At 44.8% G+C, this 20,770-nt stretch carries 23 protein-coding genes, 1 tRNA gene and 1 riboswitch; of the genes, 6 read left to right on the forward strand and 18 right to left on the reverse strand.

Translation table 11 applies throughout. The features are described from left to right. Positions 1-544 precede the first annotated feature (544 nt). Positions 545-2,185: a chaperonin GroEL gene (gene groL, locus BC8716_RS01830; protein WP_094423682.1), complete on the reverse strand. Its 1,641-nt coding sequence runs from the start codon at positions 2,183-2,185 to the stop codon at positions 545-547. A 34-nt stretch (positions 2,186-2,219) separates the two neighbouring features. Then, positions 2,220-2,504, reverse strand: coding sequence for a co-chaperone GroES (gene groES, locus BC8716_RS01835; RefSeq protein WP_011245736.1), 285 nt, complete (start codon positions 2,502-2,504; stop codon positions 2,220-2,222). Between the two features lie 229 nt (positions 2,505-2,733). Here groES and BC8716_RS01840 point away from each other — a divergent pair, with 229 nt between their 5' ends. Both BC8716_RS01840 and BC8716_RS01845 read left to right on the forward strand, forming a co-directional pair. After that, positions 2,734-3,456 carry a CPBP family intramembrane glutamic endopeptidase gene (locus BC8716_RS01840; protein ID WP_094423683.1) on the forward strand — a complete coding sequence of 241 codons (723 nt, stop codon included), beginning with the start codon at positions 2,734-2,736 and terminating at the stop codon, positions 3,454-3,456. 8 nt (positions 3,457-3,464) lie between these two features. Next, a complete protein-coding gene (locus BC8716_RS01845; RefSeq protein ID WP_094423684.1) occupies positions 3,465-3,665 on the forward strand; it encodes a hypothetical protein in 201 nt (66 codons plus the stop codon). A gap of 76 nt (positions 3,666-3,741) precedes the next feature. Here BC8716_RS01845 and BC8716_RS01850 read toward each other — a convergent pair whose 3' ends face one another. The 7 genes from BC8716_RS01850 to BC8716_RS01880 all read right to left on the reverse strand — a co-directional run bounded on the left by BC8716_RS01850 (position 3,742) and on the right by BC8716_RS01880 (position 9,317). Beyond that, positions 3,742-4,836, reverse strand: a complete 1,095-nt coding sequence (locus tag BC8716_RS01850; protein ID WP_094423685.1) for an iron-containing alcohol dehydrogenase family protein — start codon at positions 4,834-4,836, stop codon at positions 3,742-3,744. Between the two features lie 2 nt (positions 4,837-4,838). Next, positions 4,839-5,669: a MetQ/NlpA family ABC transporter substrate-binding protein gene (locus BC8716_RS01855; RefSeq protein WP_094423686.1), complete on the reverse strand. Its 831-nt coding sequence runs from the start codon at positions 5,667-5,669 to the stop codon at positions 4,839-4,841. Between the two features lie 56 nt (positions 5,670-5,725). Further along, entirely contained in the window at positions 5,726-6,394 is a 669-nt protein-coding gene (locus BC8716_RS01860; protein WP_094423687.1) for a methionine ABC transporter permease, read from the reverse strand. After that, positions 6,372-7,397 (reverse strand): methionine ABC transporter ATP-binding protein, encoded by a 1,026-nt coding sequence (locus BC8716_RS01865; RefSeq protein WP_094423688.1) that lies wholly within the window; start codon positions 7,395-7,397, stop codon positions 6,372-6,374. The genes BC8716_RS01860 and BC8716_RS01865 overlap by 23 nt, the downstream gene beginning before the upstream one ends. A 74-nt stretch (positions 7,398-7,471) precedes the next feature. Further along, a riboswitch (SAM riboswitch) is annotated at positions 7,472-7,578 on the reverse strand. 126 nt (positions 7,579-7,704) lie between these two features. Beyond that, positions 7,705-8,451: a twin-arginine translocase subunit TatC gene (tatC, locus tag BC8716_RS01870; protein ID WP_372513879.1), complete on the reverse strand. Its 747-nt coding sequence runs from the start codon at positions 8,449-8,451 to the stop codon at positions 7,705-7,707. Between the two features lie 22 nt (positions 8,452-8,473). Then, positions 8,474-8,665, reverse strand: coding sequence for a twin-arginine translocase TatA/TatE family subunit (locus tag BC8716_RS01875; RefSeq protein ID WP_011245729.1), 192 nt, complete (start codon positions 8,663-8,665; stop codon positions 8,474-8,476). Positions 8,666-8,681: 16 nt separating this feature from the next. Beyond that, the gene (locus tag BC8716_RS01880) at positions 8,682-9,317 is read right to left on the reverse strand and encodes a redox-sensing transcriptional repressor Rex (protein WP_094423690.1); all 636 of its coding nucleotides are present in this window, start codon (positions 9,315-9,317) and stop codon (positions 8,682-8,684) included. Between the two features lie 167 nt (positions 9,318-9,484). Between BC8716_RS01880 and BC8716_RS01885 the strand changes: the two genes are divergently transcribed. Continuing rightward, the gene (locus BC8716_RS01885) at positions 9,485-11,398 is read left to right on the forward strand and encodes an ABC-F family ATP-binding cassette domain-containing protein (protein ID WP_094423691.1); all 1,914 of its coding nucleotides are present in this window, start codon (positions 9,485-9,487) and stop codon (positions 11,396-11,398) included. Between the two features lie 34 nt (positions 11,399-11,432). Here BC8716_RS01885 and tsaD read toward each other — a convergent pair whose 3' ends face one another. The 6 genes from tsaD to BC8716_RS01915 form a co-directional block, all read right to left on the reverse strand. Further along, a complete protein-coding gene (gene tsaD / locus BC8716_RS01890) occupies positions 11,433-12,440 on the reverse strand; it encodes a tRNA (adenosine(37)-N6)-threonylcarbamoyltransferase complex transferase subunit TsaD (protein WP_094423692.1) in 1,008 nt (335 codons plus the stop codon). Beyond that, complete coding sequence (rimI, locus tag BC8716_RS01895) at positions 12,418-12,861, reverse strand: ribosomal protein S18-alanine N-acetyltransferase (RefSeq protein ID WP_094429143.1); 444 nt, start codon at positions 12,859-12,861, stop codon at positions 12,418-12,420. The genes tsaD and rimI overlap by 23 nt, the downstream gene beginning before the upstream one ends. Positions 12,862-12,865: 4 nt before the next feature. Then, positions 12,866-13,585, reverse strand: a complete 720-nt coding sequence (tsaB, locus tag BC8716_RS01900; protein WP_094423693.1) for a tRNA (adenosine(37)-N6)-threonylcarbamoyltransferase complex dimerization subunit type 1 TsaB — start codon at positions 13,583-13,585, stop codon at positions 12,866-12,868. Next, a complete protein-coding gene (gene tsaE / locus BC8716_RS01905) occupies positions 13,570-14,037 on the reverse strand; it encodes a tRNA (adenosine(37)-N6)-threonylcarbamoyltransferase complex ATPase subunit type 1 TsaE (RefSeq protein WP_094423694.1) in 468 nt (155 codons plus the stop codon). The genes tsaB and tsaE overlap by 16 nt, the downstream gene beginning before the upstream one ends. Before the next feature lie 4 nt (positions 14,038-14,041). Further along, positions 14,042-15,034, reverse strand: coding sequence for a thiamine-phosphate kinase (gene thiL / locus BC8716_RS01910; RefSeq protein WP_094423695.1), 993 nt, complete (start codon positions 15,032-15,034; stop codon positions 14,042-14,044). Positions 15,035-15,103: 69 nt separating this feature from the next. Next, positions 15,104-15,177 (reverse strand) — tRNA-Met (locus tag BC8716_RS01915). Between the two features lie 697 nt (positions 15,178-15,874). Between BC8716_RS01915 and BC8716_RS22250 the strand changes: the two genes are divergently transcribed. Next, positions 15,875-16,018, forward strand: coding sequence for a hypothetical protein (locus BC8716_RS22250; protein ID WP_157730331.1), 144 nt, complete (start codon positions 15,875-15,877; stop codon positions 16,016-16,018). Positions 16,019-16,087: 69 nt separating this feature from the next. Here the strand turns inward: BC8716_RS22250 and BC8716_RS01920 are convergent, their stop codons facing one another. Genes BC8716_RS01920 through BC8716_RS01930 form a run of 3 tightly spaced genes read right to left on the reverse strand, consistent with a single transcriptional unit; the run spans position 16,088 to position 17,966 of the window. Next, a complete protein-coding gene (locus BC8716_RS01920) occupies positions 16,088-17,224 on the reverse strand; it encodes a trans-sulfuration enzyme family protein (RefSeq protein WP_094423696.1) in 1,137 nt (378 codons plus the stop codon). Positions 17,225-17,241: 17 nt separating this feature from the next. Then, a complete protein-coding gene (locus tag BC8716_RS01925) occupies positions 17,242-17,586 on the reverse strand; it encodes a fluoride efflux transporter FluC (protein WP_094423697.1) in 345 nt (114 codons plus the stop codon). Next, complete coding sequence (locus tag BC8716_RS01930; RefSeq protein WP_157730332.1) at positions 17,583-17,966, reverse strand: fluoride efflux transporter FluC; 384 nt, start codon at positions 17,964-17,966, stop codon at positions 17,583-17,585. Before BC8716_RS01930 ends, BC8716_RS01925 begins: the two co-directional genes overlap by 4 nt. A gap of 129 nt (positions 17,967-18,095) precedes the next feature. Between BC8716_RS01930 and BC8716_RS01935 the strand changes: the two genes are divergently transcribed. Then, positions 18,096-18,806 carry an MgtC/SapB family protein gene (locus BC8716_RS01935; protein WP_011245718.1) on the forward strand — a complete coding sequence of 237 codons (711 nt, stop codon included), beginning with the start codon at positions 18,096-18,098 and terminating at the stop codon, positions 18,804-18,806. A gap of 515 nt (positions 18,807-19,321) precedes the next feature. Continuing rightward, positions 19,322-20,764, forward strand: a complete 1,443-nt coding sequence (locus tag BC8716_RS01940; RefSeq protein ID WP_094423699.1) for a serine hydrolase — start codon at positions 19,322-19,324, stop codon at positions 20,762-20,764. Positions 20,765-20,770: the final 6 nt, after the last annotated feature.

A 20,770-nucleotide genomic window follows, 5' to 3' on the forward strand; every position in this document is an offset into this window, starting at 1 on the left:
CTGCCTGTAATTAAAGAGTGAAGTTTATCACAGTTGTGGCAAGAAAGTGATGGTTGTTGTCAAATAACTTTACATCTACTTAGGCAAAGACAAGGGATTTTTAAGCTCTCGTTTTCAGAAGGAGTTGGCAACAAATAGTGTGCCCGTTTATACTAAAAAAAACCAAACTAGCGGAAAAAACGTCCGGCTTTTCTGCCAAATCGCCCCTCTCTATTCAAATTCGTATAAAGAATGAAAACAAGGTTATCAAACATGCACGATTCACCGTCAGCAAAATTACATCCCGTTATTTGCCTAAATGACATGCAGATGCATTTCTAGCTAACCTTCCCCCTTGGTTCGAGTAAAGGGGCTTTCAGAAGAACAACTAGCCGACCAGGACTTAGAATAAAAAGACAAAGGAACCTGTTGCTGTTTAGCCAGGTTCCTTTGTCTCTATCTGTTTTGTTTTTTGAAATGTCACGCTGACTGCATAGCGTTTCGCGGGAAATGCATAAAAAAAGAGGCTGCTAGGAGCAACCTCTTTGTAGGATGGAAGAATGCCTTACATCATTCCTGGCATTCCGCCGCCCATTCCTCCCATGCCGCCCATGTCAGCGCCGCCGCCAGCGTTTTCTTCTGGCTTATCAGCGATAACAGCTTCAGTGGTTAGGAACATTGCGGAAACACTTGCTGCGTTTTGTAGAGCAGAACGCGTTACTTTTACTGGGTCAAGAATGCCCGTTTCAACCATGTTCACATATTCGCCTGTAGCCGCATTGTAGCCAACGCCAACCTCTTCAGCTTTAAGCTTCTCTACAATGATAGAGCCTTCAAGACCAGCATTGTGGGCAATTTGGCGAACTGGCTCTTCAAGAGCGCGGAGCACAATGTTTACGCCTGTTGCTTCGTCACCTGTAGCGTCAACTGCTTTAACTGCTTTGATCACGTTGACAAGTGCTGTACCGCCACCAGCAACGATGCCTTCTTCTACAGCAGCACGTGTAGAGTTTAGGGCGTCTTCAATGCGAAGCTTGCGTTCTTTCATTTCTGTTTCAGTAGCTGCGCCTACTTTAAGAACAGCGACGCCGCCAGCAAGTTTAGCAAGACGCTCTTGTAGTTTTTCTTTATCAAATTCAGAAGTCGTTTCTTCTACTTGCGCTTTCAATTGGTTGACGCGGCCAGAAATTTGTTCTGGGTCGCCAGCACCTTCAACAATCGTTGTGTTTTCTTTTGTTACAACGACTTTTGCTGCGCGTCCAAGCGATTCGATTGTGGCAGATTTCAAATCAAGCCCAAGGTCTTCAGTGATCACTTGGCCACCAGTAAGGATGGCAATGTCTTCAAGCATCGCTTTGCGACGGTCGCCAAATCCTGGAGCTTTTACAGCTACAGCATTAAATGTACCGCGAAGCTTGTTCAATACAAGTGTCGCAAGCGCTTCCCCTTCAACATCCTCAGCAATAATTAAAACTGGACGGCTTTGCTGTACCACTTGTTCAAGTACAGGAAGCACTTCTTGGATATTTGTGATTTTCTTGTCTGTAATAAGAACGTATGGATTGTCGAGGACTGCCTCCATTTTGTCTGAGTCAGACACCATGTAAGGAGAAGCATAGCCACGGTCAAATTGCATACCTTCTACTACTTCAAGTTCTGTTGAGAATCCTTTTGATTCTTCAATTGTAATAACGCCATCGTTGCCGACACGTTCCATTGCTTCCGCGATGATTTGCCCTACTTCTTCATCAGCAGAAGAAATCGCCGCAACTTGAGCAATGGACTCTCTGCCTTCAATTGGTTTTGAAATTGCTTTAAGCTCTTTAACTGCAGCAGCCGTTGCTTTTTCAATTCCTTTGCGGATGCCCATTGGGTTTGCACCGGAAGTAACGTTTTTCAAGCCTTCGCGAATCATTGCTTGTGCAAGGACTGTCGCAGTCGTTGTTCCGTCACCAGCAATATCGTTCGTTTTGCTTGCTACTTCAGCAACCAGCTTAGCACCCATATTTTCAAAAGCATCTTCAAGTTCGATTTCTTTTGCAATCGTCACACCGTCATTTGTGATGAGTGGTGAACCGAATTTCTTTTCTAGAACAACGTTGCGCCCTTTAGGCCCAAGCGTTACTTTTACTGCATTTGCAAGAGTATCTACGCCTTTAAGCATGGAACGGCGCGCTTCTTCACTAAATTGAATATCTTTAGCCATTTGTATTCGCCTCCTAGTGTGTTCTTTCCCTTACTTAGCCAATAATCGCTAGTACATCGCTCTCGCGAAGAATGAGGTATTCTGTGCCTTCATACTTCACTTCTGTACCTGCATATTTAGAGAAGATGATTGAATCGCCTTCTTTTACTTCAAGTGCCACTTTTTCGCCGTTGTCTGTTACGCGACCAGTGCCGACAGCAACAACCTTGCCTTCTTGCGGCTTTTCTTTTGCAGAATCAGGCAAAACAATCCCACTTGCAGTTTTTTCCTCAGATTGGATTTGCTCAATGATGATGCGATCTCCTAATGGTTTTAACAAGGAAAACACCCTCCTTTGAAGACGTATGTAGTCTTATTAGCACTCGGATTCGATGAGTGCTAACACATTTATTATAATAATCATTCTCCACTTGTTTTGCAAGGGGGTTGCTTGACTTTTTTTGTCGATTTACAAGAGATTTTTATTCTAAGTGCTGTTCACTGAATTTATGGATAAACTATGGTATGATGAAGCAACGAAAGTCTGATTATGTTAAAGGAGTTACGCTGTGACAAAACGTTATTTACTCGTCGTGTTTGCTTATATCGTCATGCAGACTGGTCTGGCTATTTTTGTAAGCTGGCTGCTGATGCGTTATTTTGCCATTTCCGGCGCCTTGAACATCGGCTTGTCATCCATTATTACATTTACGATTGGTTTAATCGCCATCCTCCTTATTTTACGCAAAGACGAAGACAGAGGCGGGGGCCTTCCTGGAAAGAAAGCGACTGTTCCAGAAACAATTGCGTGGTCGCTTATCGGTATCTTCCTTGTATTTGCGACACAAACCGTTGCCGGCTTGATTGAGCAACAGCTTCTTGGGATTGACCAAGGGTCTGAAAATACTGCGCAACTGGTTCAAGTCGCACAAGATTTTTTGCCTTTTATTCTTGTTGTGGCGATTCTTGGCCCGATTATTGAGGAACTCGTTTTTCGAAAAGCCATTTTTGGCTGGATTTATGTCCGCACCAATTTTTTTGTTGCGGCGCTCATAAGCTCGATTATTTTTGCTGTCATCCACTTTGATTTTCAACATATTTTGATATATGCTGCTATGGGTTTTTCGTTTGCCTTCTTATACGTAAAAACGAAACGGATTATTGTACCTATTATCTCCCATATGGCGATCAACAGTTTTGTCGTCATTGTCCAAGTCGTGTTTGCTGAGCAACTAACGGAGATTATGGAGCAATACGAGCAGCAGTCATCCTTTATCCAGTTATTCTTTTAGGGGTGCCTATGACAAAGTCGCCAATTTTTATAGGTCTATCGTATTTGTTGCTTGGGGTTGGCTTCATTGCGCTGACGTTCATTAACGTCAACCAAAATGGCTGGGGATTTATGTCTTTTCTTACTGCCTTTATCGCCGCCGTTGATTTGTATGTGGGTTGGCTCAACCTTCAACGAGGATTTAAAAAGAAACCAAATCAATCAGACTGATAGTAAGGATGGGAAAAACGAGGGTCCAGAACATTTGAGTAAGACAAAACAACGACATGTTGAGGCTGCACGCAGGTTACATTCCTGCTTGCAGCCCTTCGTTTTTTTCTTCCAATTTTTTGATGGCAGTGAGTACAGCACCCGCTGATACCGGAAACGGCATTACATGAATGGATTCTTCTGCGACTGTCGCTTTTTCGGCAACTGAACGCAAATCAGCTTGGAGCGAAATGCCTAACTGAGTTAGAGAATATGGAAGGCCAACTTTTTCATAAAATGGCCGCAATGCTTCGATTTCGTGCCATTTCTCTTCTAACGCCAATTGGACGAGAATCCCGTATGCCACTTTGTCGCCGTGGAGAATATCATGTGTTTCCGCTAAAACCGTCAAGCCGTTATGGATCGAATGGGCTCCTGCAATCCGTCCATATTGGTCCCCAAATCCCCCAACCATGCCACCTAGCTTAATAATCGTTTCTGCAACTTTACAAAAAGCAGTGCTCACTTCGCCTATGTCAAAAGCGTGCAAAGCCTCATCGCTTTTATCTAACAAAATGTCTCGACATAGTTTAGCCGTATAATAAGCCACCTCTAATGCTGGGGACTTTTCATCCATCGAACCAAGCTGGACATCCGCTTCGTACCATTTTGCAAGCGTATCGCCTATGCCAGCGACAAACAGCTCTTTTGGCGCAGTCAAAAGCAAGCGCGGTTCCAGTAACAACAACGACGCATTTTCTGGATAGACATCGTAGTGTGTATAAGTCCCCTCATCTGTATAAACGGCCGCAAGGGGTGTCCAAGGGGCACAATTTGAGGCTAGCGTCGGCACGAGCACATAAGGCCGTTTCGTTTGGTAAGCCCCTCCTTTGACTAGGTCAAGGAGTTTGCCGCCACCCACGCCGACAATCGCATCGTACTTGCCGCTTTGCACAACGGCTGCCAGTTGATTCATTTGATTTTGCGAACAAATTCCGTTGTATTGCCAGTAAGTTGCCTCAACAGCTGTAAATTCCGGCCAAAATCGTTCTGCCGCTTTCCAAGAGGCATCGCCATGGACCACTAAAATATGGTGAAATCCTCTCACTTTTAATCTGGCTTCTAAGGAAGACAGTATCCCTTCTTCCAATACATATTCATGTGGCGCTCCGCGAACAACAAGTGACTCCATCCTTATTCCTCCATCCAACTTGGCTTGCCAAAGCCTGCAAATTCTTTATCAATTACTTCCTCAAATTCAGCGGACTCAACGACCTCTTTAATATCGTTAGCCAACTCTCCGTCTGCATCTTCTGAGCGTACAGCCACGACATTTCGGTATTGGTCAGGCATGTTTTCCAACTTAATTGCGCTGTTTAAATCAAGTCCAGCCGATAAAGCAAAGTTGCCAGGAACAGCCGTCAACGGCTTTTCGCCCACTTCACGTGGCAATTGCGCAGCTTCTAGCTCTACAAACTGAAGGTTCTTTTCATTTTCAGTGATGTCTTTTACAGAGACAGTCAGCGGGTCTATTCCATCTTCAAATGAAATCAGCCCTTCCTCCTCAAGCATCAAGAACGCTCGAGCACCATTCGTTGGATCATTAGGAATAGCGATCTCGGCACCATCTTCAATTTCATCGAGCGAATCATATTCCTCCGAATAAATGCCCATTGGCGCTGTCGGGACAGAAATCAAACTAGACAACTCTAAGTCATTATTCTCGGCAAAATCATCTAGATAAACTTGGTGCTGAAATAAATTCGCGTCATCTTTGCCTTCAGCCAGTTCACGGTTTGGAATGATGTAGTCTTGATATTCATTTACCGTTACAGTGTAGCCTTTCTCCTCTAAACCAGGAATAATGGCTTTTGTAATCATATCGCTGTACGGGCCGGCGGTAGCTCCAAACCGAATTTCTTTTGAGTCTCCAGCGTTTCCGCCTTCACCTCCACTTCCACATGCGCCGAGGACGAAGATGACGCCTAAACTTATTGCACTTTTTACCAATAATGTCTTGTTCATTGTTTCTCTCCTTCTTTATCCTATCTATTTAAGCAAAAGCTTTTTTGGACAATGTTTTATTTTCTTTTATCTGTCGCTTTTGCAGTCAAATCTCCTAAAAACTGAAATACTTGGACGAGAATGATCAATATCACCACAGTCGCAATCATAATCGTATGGTCATAGCGATAATGACCGTAGCGAATCGCTAAATCGCCAACTCCGCCACCGCCAATGACACCCGCCATTGCCGAGTAAGCAATCAAGCTGATAATCGTAAGAGTAAGCCCTTGTACCATCGAAGCACGCGCTTCTAAAAAGAGCACGTCTTTTATAATCATCCATGGCGTCGCGCCCGAAGCGATTGCTGCTTCAATCAGCCCTTTGTCTACTTCCCGCATTGAGCTTTCTACAATCCGGGCAAAGAACGGAATCGCCGCGACCGACAACGACACACTTGCTGCGATCGGGCCTGTCGTTGTACCGACGAGCGCTTTCGTAAAGGGATAAAGGGCAACAAGCAAAATGATAAACGGAATGGAACGGACAATGTTGACAATGAAGCCCAATCCTGATTGGACAAGTTGATTTTCCCAGAACAAGCCACGGTCAGTTGCAAACAAAATGACGCCAAGTGGAAAACCAAATAATATCGCCACAGCTGTCGAGATGCTGATCATTAACAATGTCTCTAAAAAGGCATTCCACATATCTGGCAACATCTCAACTAAATGCACGAAGTCCATCGCGAATCACCTCCACTTCCGCGGAACGTTGCTTAATATAGGCAATCGCTTCCTGAATCGCTGTTGGCTCGCCCTTCAATTCCATAATAAAAATGCCAAGCGGGCGGCCGCCGATATATTCGATCGCTCCATGGAGAAAGTTTCCTTTTACAGAAAACTGTTGCAATGTATCCGAGATAATGCCTTGCTGGGCAACGCTTCCTTTAAAGATTACTTTAGCAATCGTTCCAGAAAATTGCCTCAATGTTTGTTCAGGGATATGAAAAGAGACGACATCGCCAATAAACTCTTGTGTTAACTGTGCTTTTGGCGCGGCAAACACATCATATACATCTCCCTGCTCAATGATTTTGCCATCTTGCATAATCGCCATTTTATGGCATATTTCTTTAACCACTGCCATTTCATGGGTAATGAGCACAATTGTGAGCCCTAGTTCTTCGTTCAACTTTTTTAATAATGCCAAAATCGATTTAGTTGTAGTTGGGTCAAGTGCAGACGTGGCTTCATCACACAATAGCACGCTTGGTTTGTTGGCTAGCGCTCGGGCAATGCCAACACGTTGCTTTTGGCCGCCAGAAAGCTGTGCCGGATACGCATTGCGTTTATTCGAAAGGCCGACGAGCTCTAGCAGTTCTTCAACCCTGGCTGGAATTAGATCAGCCCTTACACCCGCGGCTTTTAAAGCAAAGGCAATATTGCCAAATACCGTTTTTTGGTTGATTAAATAAAAATGCTGAAAAATCATGCCGATCTTTAAGCGCGCTTGCCGAAGCTCGCGTGTCCCCAGCCTGGTCAAATCGATTCCGTCAACGCGAATTGTCCCACTCGTCGGCCGTTCTAATAAATTGATACAGCGTAGCAGTGAACTTTTGCCCGCTCCCGAGTAGCCAACGATACCAAAAATCTCTCCTTTGCCTACTTTAAAAGAAACATTGTCTACGCCGACAACACGTTTTTTCTTCGTTTCGTATACTTTTGTTAACTCGCTTGCCTCAATCATCGGTTTCTCCACTCCTACATAAAAACGCTTCTCTCATTATGAAAGAAGCTGCGAAAATCCGTTTCCGTTTTTCCGGCTTATCTTTCAGAATGATCCCATTCTGCAGGAATTGGCACCTTCCCCGTAACGGGAGGTTGCTGGACGTCATTGGGCCTAGTCCCTCAGTCGCTCTTGATAAGTCCTTTTTTTATTTGATGTAACCCGTATATTACGCTTTTTAAACAAAATTGTCAAAACATTTATCGGCAGCAACCCCAAAAACACGTTTTCCACATTGAAAAACGTGTTTTTGTTTTGTACGTTTGTTTCATTTAGCGCTTTCTTGGCCATTATGATCAGTGGTTCCATGGTATTTCCGGTATGTAATCGCCGAAATGGTAATGCTGATCTCATATAAAATAAGCATCGGCACAGTAACAAACAAATGAGACGTTAATTCAGGGGGCGTAATAATACCAGCGATCACAAGCAAGGCAAAATACGCATATTTACGGATTTTCCGCAGAAATGTCGGCGTGACCACTCCTAGCCTCGTTAAAAACATCACAACTACCGGAAGCTGAAACAAAAGCCCAAAAGGGATTGTCAGTTGGAACAAAAATGAAAAGTATTCATTGATTCCATACATCTCATTTATTTCGAGGCGGTCGGCCATTTGCCCCATAAAGGAAATGACAAAAGGCAGTAAAATAAAATAGGAAAAAGCAATGCCTGCCAAAAACAATAGGAACGCAATTGGAATGTATGCGAGCGTCGCTTTCTGTTCGTTCTCTTTTAATCCCGGTGAAACAAATGCCCATAATTGGTACAAGATCACTGGGATGATTAGCACAAGCGCTGTTATGACAGCAAAGTTCATATAGACCCGAAGTGGGTCGGTCAATCGAAAAGCATTAAACGGCATATCAGCGGCTTGGGGGGAGTTCTGCAAAAATGTAATGACAGGGACCGCCAAGAAAAAACCGCCAATAAGCGCGACAATAAAAAAGGCGAGGACCACAAAAATCCTGCGCCTTAGCTCTTCCGCGTGATCCATAATGGACATGTCTTGCATAGGGACACGCCCTTTTCTGCCTTTACGCTTTTTCTTTTTGGACGTTTGTTGATTTGGTGTCATCATCGTCATCCGCTAATCCTTTGGTAGCATTTTTAAACTCACGCAATGTGCTTCCCGCTGCTTTTCCGAGTTCCGGCAGCTTTTTCGGCCCGAAAATTAGCAATGCGACCAGTGCAATTAATACGACACTCCCTACAGAAAGTCCTCCCATTGTTGTTGCCTCCTTCTTATAGTGGGTAATGCTTTAAAAAGTAAACAAGCGCCTGCAGTTCCACTGCAAGGTCAATATGATGAACGCGAATATGGGCTGGTACGGATAAGCGTACTGGGGTAAAGTTTAGAATCCCTTCAATTCCCGCTTCAACGAGGCGGTCTGCACTTTTTTGTGCCTGGGAAGCAGGCACAGTCAGAACCGCAATCGAAACATTTTGCAACCCAATTTCTTCAAGCTTGTCCCAGTTATACACAGGAACTTCGCCTACTTTTGTACCAATTTTCTTTTCATCGACATCAAAAGCATGGGTGATCACGGTATTGTTGTTTTTCGAAAAATTATACTGCAATAATGCAGTTCCAAGGTTTCCTACACCGACTAAAATCACGTTTGTCCGCTCATCTTGGTCTAACGTCTCCCTAAAAAAAGAAAGGAGATATTGGACATTATACCCATACCCTTTTTTTCCTAACGCACCAAAGTAGGAAAAATCTCTTCGGATTGTTGCAGAATCTACTTTTACTGCCTGGCTTAATTCAGTTGAAGAAACCCGCTGTTTTCCGGCAGCATGCAAGCTTTCGATAAAGCGGTAATAAAGCGGCAAGCGTTTTGCTGTTGCCTGAGGAATCTTCAGTTGTTCTGATTTCATGTCCGCCCCTTTCTGAGCTTTGGCTGCTGGCGCAGCATGATTCAACTCTATTGTACACGATTTTCGCTAAAATGAAAGAGCTCTCATTATGAACCTTTATTGTTGTTTGTATCTAAATTGATGTACACTTATTAAAGAACTTATTATGAACGCGAGGTTTGCTTTTTATGATTGTACTACAATGCGTAAACGTATCAAAGGCTTTTGGCACAGAACCTGTGCTCGAACAGGTAAAGTTAGAAGTACAGGCGAAAGATCGAGTAGGCTTAGTCGGGCGAAACGGGGCAGGCAAATCGACGCTTTTAAAAATCATTACTGGCGAAATCAGCCAAGATACAGGCGAAATCGTCATTCCAAAGCAAACAACAATTGGCTACCTAGCCCAGCATACAGGACTAGCTTCAAACCGTTCGATTTGGGATGAAATGCTTGAAGTGTTTGCGCCGCTGTTGGAAATGGAACGCTCACTGCGTACGTTGGAACAGCAGATGGCCGATCCAGACGCGATAGAGCAAAACAATTACCAAAAACTGCTTGCTGAATACGACCAGTTGCAGCTCGCTTTTAAAGATTCCGGTGGCTACCAATACGAAGCGGATATCCGCAGTGTGCTAGCTGGACTCCATTTTCATCATTTTGATTACAGCACAGCCATTTCTACTCTCAGCGGCGGGCAGAAAACAAGGCTTGCTTTAGCCAAACTGCTCCTTTCAAAACCAGACATTCTCGTCCTCGATGAACCAACGAACCATCTAGATATGGAAACATTGTCTTGGCTCGAACAGTATTTGGCTAATTACTCTGGGGCAATTTTAGTCGTATCCCATGACCGTTATTTTCTGGACAAACTTGTAACGAAGACAGTGGAATTATCGCGGGGGAAAACGACAACCTTTCACGGGAATTATAGCCATTACCTCGACGAAAAAGCAAAACGGTACCAACAAGCAGTCAAACAATACGAGAAACAGCAAGAGGAAGTCGCCAAACTAGAAACATTTGTTGCCAAAAACATTGCCCGTGCTTCAACTACGAAACGAGCGCAAAGCCGAAGAAAGCAACTCGAAAAAATCGACATGATCGATCGCCCTGATGGCGAAAAATCGGTTGTTTTTTCGTTTAACATCAACAAGCAAACAGGAAATGACGTGCTCACCATCCGTGACTTAACTGCCGGATACGGACAAGGCACGGTGTTTGAAGGCTTGCACCTTTCATTAACACGAGGTGAATCAGTCGGTTTAATTGGTGAAAATGGAGCAGGCAAGTCGACATTATTAAAAGCCATTACCCAACAACTCTCTCCACAGAAAGGGTCGATCATTTACGGCAGCAATGTCGTTATTGGCTACTACGATCAAGAACAAGCAAAACTTTCGAGCAACAAAACCGTTTTACATGAATTATGGGACGAGTATCCCACTACTCCCGAGAAAGACGTCCGCGCGGTGCTTGGCCGGTTTTTATTTACTGGCGACGATGTACTAAAACCTGTTTCCTCACTGAGCGGCGGCGAGAAAGCCCGTGTCGCGCTCGCCAAATTAATGATGCAGCAAGCCAATTTTCTCATTTTAGACGAGCCGACAAACCATTTGGACTTGGATGCTAAAGAAGTATTAGAAGCTGCACTGCTGGACTATCCAGGGACGATTTTATTTGTTTCCCATGACCGTTACTTTATTAATCGCCTAGCGACGCGGATCATCGAATTGGATCAAGGGGGCACAAATGTTTATTTAGGCAATTACAATGACTACCTTGAAAAGAAACGGCAAAATGCCGAGCGTGCTGCCTTAAAAAAAGAAGAAACCCTAAATAAGCAGGCCGCTGAAACAGATAGAAATTCGTTTCAGCTTGATAAAGAGGCGAAACGGCAAGAGCGGCAAAAAAAGCGGCGGATTGAAGCAATCGAAACAGAAATGGAACAAATTGAAGCGTCCATTTCCGCTCTTCACCAACAACTTGCTGACCCAGACGTTTATACCGATCATCAAAAAGCGCAAACGATCCAAGCCGAACTCGAGCAACAAAACAACGCTCTCGAAGCGTTAATGGAAGAATGGGAAACTCTTTCGACATAAAACAAACAGCCTAGAGTTATTAGGCTGTTTGTTTTTAAAATGAGGAAAGCGGCAGTCCGGGCCGTGCATTCATAGCCATATTCCCAGAAATGCCATGTAACCACATGCTGTGGGCACAAGCGCCGATCATCGCGGCATTGTCCGTACATAATGATAGTGGCGGAACCAACAACGTTACGTCTTTGTTGGCAAACGCTTCTGTCAGTGCTTTGCGCAGCCCCTTATTAGCAGCGACTCCACCGGCAAGCACTACTTGTTTCACGTTAAATTGCGCTTGCGCTCTTACCGTTTTAGCAACCAGAACGTCAACCACACTTTCTTGAAACCCTTTTGCGAGCGCCGCCCGATCGGTTACAATTCCCCGCTGCTTGTCATTGTTCAGCCGGTTGAGCACAGCCGACTTTAAGCCGCTAAAGCTAAAATCATAGCTGTCTTTTTCAAGCCACGACCGGGGCAAGTCCAGAGTCGCTTCAGCTGTATCGGCTAATTGCTCCACATTCGGGCCCCCTGGGTAAGGCAAAGCAAGAGCTCTAGCGACTTTGTCGTACGCTTCTCCCACTGCATCATCCCGCGTTTGCCCAATGACTTGGAAATGCCCGTCTTTCTCCATATAAATAAGTTCTGTGTGCCCCCCGGAAACGACTAAGGCGAGCAACGGGAACTGTAGCTTCGCAACGAGTTGGTTTGCATAAATATGCCCAGCAATATGGTGGACGCCAATTAGCGGCAACCCATGGGCAAAAGCAATCGCTTTGGCCGCATGGATCCCTACTAAAAGAGCACCGACAAGACCTGGTCCCTCAGTCACCGCCACAGCCGTTAAGTCCTGATAAGTCACTTTCGCTTTTTCCAACGCTTCCTCTACAACGGCAGTGACTACCTCTACGTGGTGCCTAGAGGCTATTTCGGGCACTACCCCGCCAAAGCGGGCATGGCTTTCCATTTGTGTCGCGACAACATTCGAGCGAATTGTATCGCCATTTTCAATGACGGCTGCTGCCGTCTCGTCGCAACTTGTTTCAATTGCTAGTATCGTTGTCATTTAGCTTCACCCACATGACCCACGCATCTTCTTGGTTGTCTGCGTAGTAGTTTTTTCGAATTCCAGCTTTTCGGAAACCGAGCTTTTGATATAAAGACTGGGCTGGCGTATTCGATACGCGCACTTCCAATGATAGGCTCACGACGCCCAGTGCCTTTAACCACTCCATCACATAACGCATTAAGCTTTCTCCATAAGAATGGCCGCGGTAATCCGAGGCGACTGCCACATTGGTAATTTGCGCTTCATCCATCACTTTCCACAGTCCACAGTAACCAACGACTTTCCCGTCTACGACGACAACATAGTAACAAGCGAATTGGTTTTTCGTCAGCTCTGTTTCAAAAGCTTCCCTTTCCCAGGGGGTTGTAAAGGCATCACGCTCAATCAGCAAAACCTCGTCGATGTCGTCAAGCACCATTTGTCTAATATAAGCCTTCGTGTCTGTCCTTTTGTGCACGCTGCCAGTTCACCTCCGCCTCCGCTTGGCGCAAGTACATTGGCTCGAACGCATGGACATGTTGAATTGGTTCCCGCTTGCTCGCAAGCGCACAAAGCTCGCCAGGTCGTGCATCAGCAAGCATCCTAGGGGCAAATACAGCCTGTTCCCCAAGTGCTGCCACGATCGCTTCACGGTGAAGACGGGCATCCTCGCCGACAAACAAAAACGGGCCATCGAGCGTTTGCAAATCGGAGAGCCAGTCTGTTAAAGAGCTATGTCGATCAGGCAGTTCCATCGTTATGTCTCGAGCCCCGCCGCTGCGATAAGCACCTGTAAACACCGTTTGTCGTCTCGCATCAATGATTGGGACAACATAGCCATGAAAATAAGTACCTGCTTGTGCCATAAGCTCAATCGTTGAAATCGCCACAAGCGGAAGGCCAAGCGTCCAAGCCAATGTCTTCGCAGCTGTTGTCGCCATCCGCACTCCTGTATAAGAACCGGGGCCTTTCGCAACAGCAATAACATCAAGATCAGCTGGCTTTATCCCTACTTCTTGTAAAAGCGATTCTACAGCAGGCATAAGCCGCAAAGCATGGTTCTTTTTCAACTGTGTCATGTATTCCCCTATAACGGTATCACCGTCACTTACAGCAACACCGAGCTTATAGGAGGATGTATCCATTGCTAGAATTTTTGCCATTGCCTAAGCCCCTCCAAACGTGTCCGATTCTCCTCGCCAACTGGTTTTAGGATAAGCTCCCTTTTCGTTTCACTAAGCAAATGAATCGAACAAGCAAACCGGTTGTTCGGAAGCGCTTCTTCCAAAAGGCTTGCCCACTCTACAACCGTAACGCCGTCCCCATAGAAATATTCTTCCAACCCTAAGTCTTGAACTTGCCCTTCTGCTCGGTATAAATCCATATGATAAAAGGGCATGTTGCCCTCATATTCTTTAATGATCGTAAATGTTGGACTATTGACGACACCATTTACGCCAAGGGCAACGGCAATGCCTTTCGCAAAATGGGTTTTCCCTGCTCCAAGGTCGCCATCGAGCGTCACGACATCTCCAGGTTTTAACATGCTTCCAAGTGCCGCAGCTAGCTCAATTGTTTCCTCAACTGAATTTGTTTGTGCTCTCCAGTCAGTCATGTCATCACCTACGTTTAAAATGATTGTATCCACTCATTTGCAGCGCTTGTTCACCTGTGTCAGAAGCCAAAAAAACCGCTGGCTCTCCGGCGCGGACAAACCCTATTTTATACAAGCGCCGCCCTTGCTGCTGTGCTACTTCACAGCAAGCCGAAAAGGCGCTATCGCTCATTGTTCCTACCAACTGGAAGTCCTCTCCGCCATTCAAACTCCATTTTACCCTTTTTTCCGGCAAAACAGAATCGATTTGCGGAGAAAGTTCCAACACTTTCTGCTTATCCAAAACGAGTTGGACATCGCTCGCTTCTGCTAATTCCATACTCTCGCTCGCAAGTCCGTCACTAATGTCATTAAGTGCTACTCGATAAGGTTGTTCGGCCAGCATCTTCCCCATTTCCACTTGTGGGACCGGTTCTTGATGCATTAGCACATATCGTTGTTCCTGTTCAGTAAATGCCCCAAACCGACCCCGCTGATCAAGCAACTCCAATCCAGCCGCAGATCCGCCAACAGGCCCCGTCACAAATACGACATCTCCTGGCCGAGCTTGGCTTCTAAAAAGAGCGCAACCTTTCTTGACACGTCCTATTGCCGTCACAGAAAGAACAAGAGAATCTTTTATAGAGACTGTATCGCCGCCAATTAAATCCATCCCGTAACGATCGCCAACTGCCCTCATTCCATCATAAAGGGAAGTTAGTTCTTCAGCGCTCCAACTTGGCGGGATCGCAATCGAAACTAAATAAAATTGGGGAACGGCTCCCATTGCCGCCAAGTCACTGACATTGATCGCAAGCGCTTTACGACCAATTTGGAATGGACTTAACGTGTCTTTACGAAAGTGGACGCCTTCTACCATGGCATCTACACAAACCACTTCATCCCAAGCATCCTTACCTGTATAAACAGCCGCGTCATCCCCAATTCCATGCGTTAGCCTCTCCTGGTATGTTTCCCGCGGCACGATGCTGCGAATAAAAGAAAATTCGTCGTCCATGTCAGTACCCCTTTCTTTAAAAAGCTCTAAAACAGAAAAAAGCCGAGACATCAGCCTCAGCTTTTGGTATTGCGGGGGACGGATTTGAACCGCCGACCTTCGGGTTATGAGCCCGACGAGCTACCAGACTGCTCCACCCCGCGTCGCTATAAATAAATGGGATTTTGCTTTGCTATTGTTTGAAAGAGGACTGTCTCTTCCTCTGCTTGCTTATTCAGGGACGTTTGTTGCGTCGAGACAACTCACTTCGTTCGTTGCTCCACCCCGCGTCGCTCTAAAAATGTTGATTTTTTGGTGCTATTGTTTGAAAGAGGACTGTCTCTTCCTCTACTAGCTTATCCGGGGAGGTTTTTGCGTCGAGACAACTCGCTTTCGCTCGTTGCTCCACCCCGCGTCGCTCTAAAAAATATTGGTTTTTTGGTACTATTGTTTGAAAGAGAATGAACTGTCTCTTCCTCTGCTTGCTTATTCAGGGATGTTTGTTGCGTCGAGACAACTCGCTTTCGCTCGTTGCTCCACCCCGCGTCGCTCTAAAAAATATTGGTTTTTTGGTACTATTGTTTGAAAGAGAATGAACTGTCTCTTCCTCTGCTTGCTTATTCAGGGATGTTGTTGCGTCGAGACAACTCACTTCGTTCGTTGCTCCACCTCGCGTCGCTCTGTAGTGTTTCGCTACTAGCATTTCCGTCGACAACAATTAATATACCATATTTATTTTACAATAACAATGCTTTTTTTATAAAAAAAGCAAACAAATTGGTTGTGTTTCTTTGAAAATAGGAGTATAGTAAATTTCAAGTCTTTTTCATGACAGTTTTGTGACGAAAAGGAGATGATTTTATGAAACGAGCATTACGTATGATCCTGCTCACACCTGTCGCGCTTATACTTGGAATTGTTCTCTTGCCAGCACTGGTTGCAGTGGATTTGCCGATGTTTACGCAGTTTATCGATTCGATTGTCTCAGGCAATCACAGATCATAACTTTTTTGCTTGGCTACAATATTTAAAAACGGCGGATCGATCCGCCGTTTTTTAGTTTTCTACTGGTATTTATAGCAAGCTTTTCCTTACCGCTTCTTGAAATTCGGCAATAATGTTTCGGCCATCTTCAATTCCTACAGAAATACGGATAAGATGCGTGCCAATATTTAATGCCTTTCGCATTTCTTCAGGAACAGACCGGTGGGATGTATTTAACGGATACGAAATCGACGTCTCTACACCAGCTAATGTTGGTGCTACTTTAACGAAAGTAAAGGCAGAAAAAAAGCGTTCGACATTAGCCTTTTGGTCGAGCTCAATGCTAACAATCGCCCCGTTTCCTTTTTCAGAGACAAATGGTGGATAGTAAACATGCTTCACACCATCCGTCTCTTGCATCGTTGTAGCTAGTTCGGCTGCATTTTGGCATTGCCTTTCCATGCGCAGAGCAAGCGTTTTAAGACCACGGCAGGCAAGCCATGCTTCAAAAGGACTCAAGTTGCTTCCTAACGCAATCACGCGCGCCCTCGCTTGATCAACAAGCTCCTGTCTGCCTACAATTACACCGGCAGTTACATCACTGTGCCCACCAATGTATTTGGTAGCACTATGGATGACCAAATCTGCACCTAACACATAAGGCTGCAACAAATATGGCGTCGCAAACGTGTTATCAACGATTACTAAAAGGTCATGTCTTTTAGCTGTGTCAATCAAGTCCTCCAAGTTCTCCACTCGAACAAGGGGGTTGGAAATCGTTTCAGCAAATACACCCTTTGTATTGCTTTTAATAGAAGCTTCCCAATTCTCACTCGGATGGACAAAACTCACTTCAATTCCAAATAAAGAAAGCTCTTTTTCAAGCAAAGCATACGTGCCTCCATAGACATCCATCGTCGCAATTAGATGGTCACCTGTTTTGCAAAAAGCTAAAATGGCACAAAGAATAGCCGACATTCCTGAAGAAGTGGCAACTCCGTCTTCTGCACATTCAAGCAATGCTACCCCTTTGCCAAGATCATCGGTATTCGGATTTCCATACCGGGTATACAAATAGTCCTTTTCGCCTTTGAAATATTGCTCCATATCAGCTAAATCCTTAAAAACAAAGGCTGAAGTTTGATAAATAGGCCGTGCTTTGCTTTGATTTTCCCCTTTTTCTTTTTGCAAAAAATGTACGGATTTTGTATTAAAAAATGGTTCCACGCTTCTCTCCCTCTCTCCTATGCTCTTACATTCCATCCAAACATAAAACCAAACAGCGAACCGATAACGGATATAGCCAGGTAAATCATGGCTTGTTTACGCTTTTTGAGGCGCCATAGTTCATATGCTTCCATACAAAAAGTTGAAAACGTCGTAAATCCGCCCAGCATACTAATAAACAGCAACTCAATTCCTTCCGGCAAAGGCTTGGCCAAAACACACCCTAACATCGCACATCCACTTATATTGATGACAAATACCGCCGTCATTAATTGAACGTTCTTTCCAAATTTCAACCAACACTCACTTACAGCAAACCGGAAACACGCCCCAACTGCGCCGCCCATTATTACATACATCATCTCGTCTGCTTTCTCGCTCCTAAAACTGATCCAAGGGCGACACAGCCCATTCCCCCTGTAACAGTGGCCAACAAATACACGCTTCCTCCAAACAAATGACCGTTTTGCAACATGGCGATCGTATCAGCCGCGAACGTTGACATCGTTGTAAATCCACCAATCAATCCGACGGTGATGCCTTTTTTTACAGCAAGAGGAACAGACTTTGTTAACTGCAAAATTGGAGTGAGAAAACCTAAAAGAAAACATCCTCCTAGATTTGTAGTAAAAATTCCCCATGGCCAGTTGTGAAAAGGGAAGATAATCGTTAAGATAAAACGAAAAGCACCGCCGAGGGCGCCTCCTAAAGCGACGGCGGCGTAGGTATAGACGATTTTCACGTAATTTGCCCCATTCTGTAAGATTAAACCGATTTTACTATAAGTCCATTCCTTTAGACAACTTGTTTTGAATGGCTCCATACATTTTCCCATATAGATAAACTGATACTTAATGAAGAAGGTGATAACATGGATATTATTTTACTAAAATTAAGCGCCGCCCTGTTTTCAGGGTTCCTGATTGGCATTGACCGGCAAATCAAGCATAAGCCACTCGGTTTAAAAACAAGCATGGTCATCTGCATCGCTAGTTGTTTAATAACCATCGTCTCAGTAGAAGCATACATGCATTACTCATCTGCTGGCGAGGGAACGCAAAATATGGACCCAATGCGACTCGCTGCTCAAATCGTCAGTGGTGTTGGTTTCCTTGGGGCAGGGGTCATTTTACGGAGAAGCAACGATGTTATTTCCGGACTAACAACAGCAGCCATGATTTGGGCAGCATCTGGAATCGGCATTGCCATTGGTGCCGGTTTTTACGTTGAATCGCTTATCACAGTCATACTCATTCTCATTGCAGTTAACTTAATTCCAGCTTTGTTAAAGCACATCGGTCCTACATCGCTAAGTCAAGTCGATGTTGCTCTTCGCGTTGTCATGTTTGAAGAAGCAGACTCCACACACTTGATTAAACAACTGCAACGAAAAGAAAGTACTTGGAAAGAACGGAAGCAAAGAAACATCGTCATTCGCGACGTGAAAATAAAAGACGTTGACCAAGGCGGCCAACAACTAGACATGGCTCTTTCTATTCCAAGAACCATGTACATGACAGAGTTATACGATCGGGTCAAGAACATTGAACATGTGAAATCAGTCGCAGTCGAACAACGGTAATAGAATAGCTGCCAAGGACAGCTGGCAACTCCTTTACATGGGAGTGCTCGTGCTTTTTTGGAATAACCCGCGGGGCCGCGGGTTATTGAGGTTGTCGACAAAGTCGATAACCGCCCTCAGACTGATAGAAAACGCTTGTCAGACGAGGAGTGCAGCCGAGGGAAGATGCGAATAGAACGGGGGTTCATGAGCATATGACCGAGGCAAACGACGAAGTATGCGAGCGTTTGTCTACAGTCTGAATAACCCGCGGGGCCGCGGGTTATTTATGTGCCTAGATACACGTGCTGCTCATAGTATCAGACATGGACGTTTCATGTCTACTCTTCTTATTGATCGTTCAGTACTCTATTAAAATAGCCACGTCTCCAAAATGTTAATATAAAAATAAAATATCCTGTATTTATATTTACAATTATATTTTTTCCTTTAAAATGATAGAATAGTTCTTTAATTTTTTTAGTGTGGCATCCCATCTGTTTTTAAACAAAACGATACCTCTAGGAGGAATAAACATGAGCAACGACATATTGAAAGGTCTAGATAAAACCATCCGAGATGCGATGTCCGATATGAACGTACCCGGCGCACAGGTCGCCATTATCAAAGATGGTGCTGTTATTTATTCCGAAGCTTTTGGATATGCCAACTTGGAACAAAACATTCCCATGACGCAAGATCATCTGCTGCCTATAGGCTCCTCTACCAAGTCGTTCACAGCTGCTGCTGCTGCAATTTTGGTAAGTGAAGGAAAATTGGATTTGGATACGCCGATCCGTACGTATATGCCGGAATTTGAGCTTTTCGACCCGGTCGCTACCATGCAGGCCACGACACGTGATTTACTTTGCCACAGAACAGGGCTCCCAAGGCACGAGTTTATGTGGGTTCATTGGGATGATCTGAGCCGTGAAGATTTAGCAGTCAATCGGATTCGTCATTTAAAGAATAATATCCCGTTCAGAAGCGGTTTTCAGTATCAAAATCACATGTATGGCGTCATCGGCTATTTAATTGAAAAAATCAGCGGCCAGACATGGGAACAATTCGTCGAAGAGAAACTGCTTGCGCCGCTAGGCATGCGAGATTACAGTTTTCGCATTCCATATCCAGATCCAAGCGGCAAATACGCGAGATTATATACACCGAACGAGGATGGGGTCAATGAAGAAAATGTGCCATTGGTGATTGATGCAATGGGGCCCGCCGGTTCCATTAATACGACCATTAACGAGTTAGCCAAGTGGATCGTCTTTAATCTAAGTGGTGGTAAAGCAGAAGACCATCCGTTGATCGATTCGGCCATTTTTCAAGAACTGTTCAAGCCAATTATTTCCTATCAGATCCTGCCATTTGATTTCCCGGAACGAGTAAGGGTTGGCTATGCGCTCGGATGGACGGTCGATTCTTTCCGCGGCCATAAAGTGGTGGACCACGGCGGAAATGTGAATGGAGGTTCTGCATTAATCTCCTTTATGCCAGATGAAAATATTGGAATCGCCATTCTGACGAATGCAAATAGCAATTTGTTTGGAACGGCGTTATCTATGGAAGTATATGACGGACATTTACGCTGCCAAGGCCAAAACAACTGGTTTTCTTTATACCAAGATGGAATGAACGCTTTGGTAACTACGATGAAGGGGCAGCTGCACGCCATCTATGATACAAAAATCGACAACAAGCCGTGCAGCCATGCTTTAGAGGAGTATAGAGGGACGTATACTCACTCTGGCTATGGAGATATCTACATTACCGTCCAAGGCGACGCACTGCACATGGACTATCACGGCCATTCAATGGATGTGAAACATCTCCACTATGACATTTTTACGTTTGAATTATTGAGCGGTCCACTTCCCCTTTCCTTTGCTACGGGCTTTGATGGCCGAATTAACTCGTTAAGCATACCGTTTGAAGGTACAGTCGAACCAATCCAGTTCATAAAGAAACAATAGGGCTGA

This window comes from Shouchella clausii, assembly GCF_002250115.1.
In the GTDB taxonomy this organism is placed as follows: Bacteria; Bacillota; Bacilli; order Bacillales; family Bacillaceae_D; genus Shouchella; species Shouchella clausii.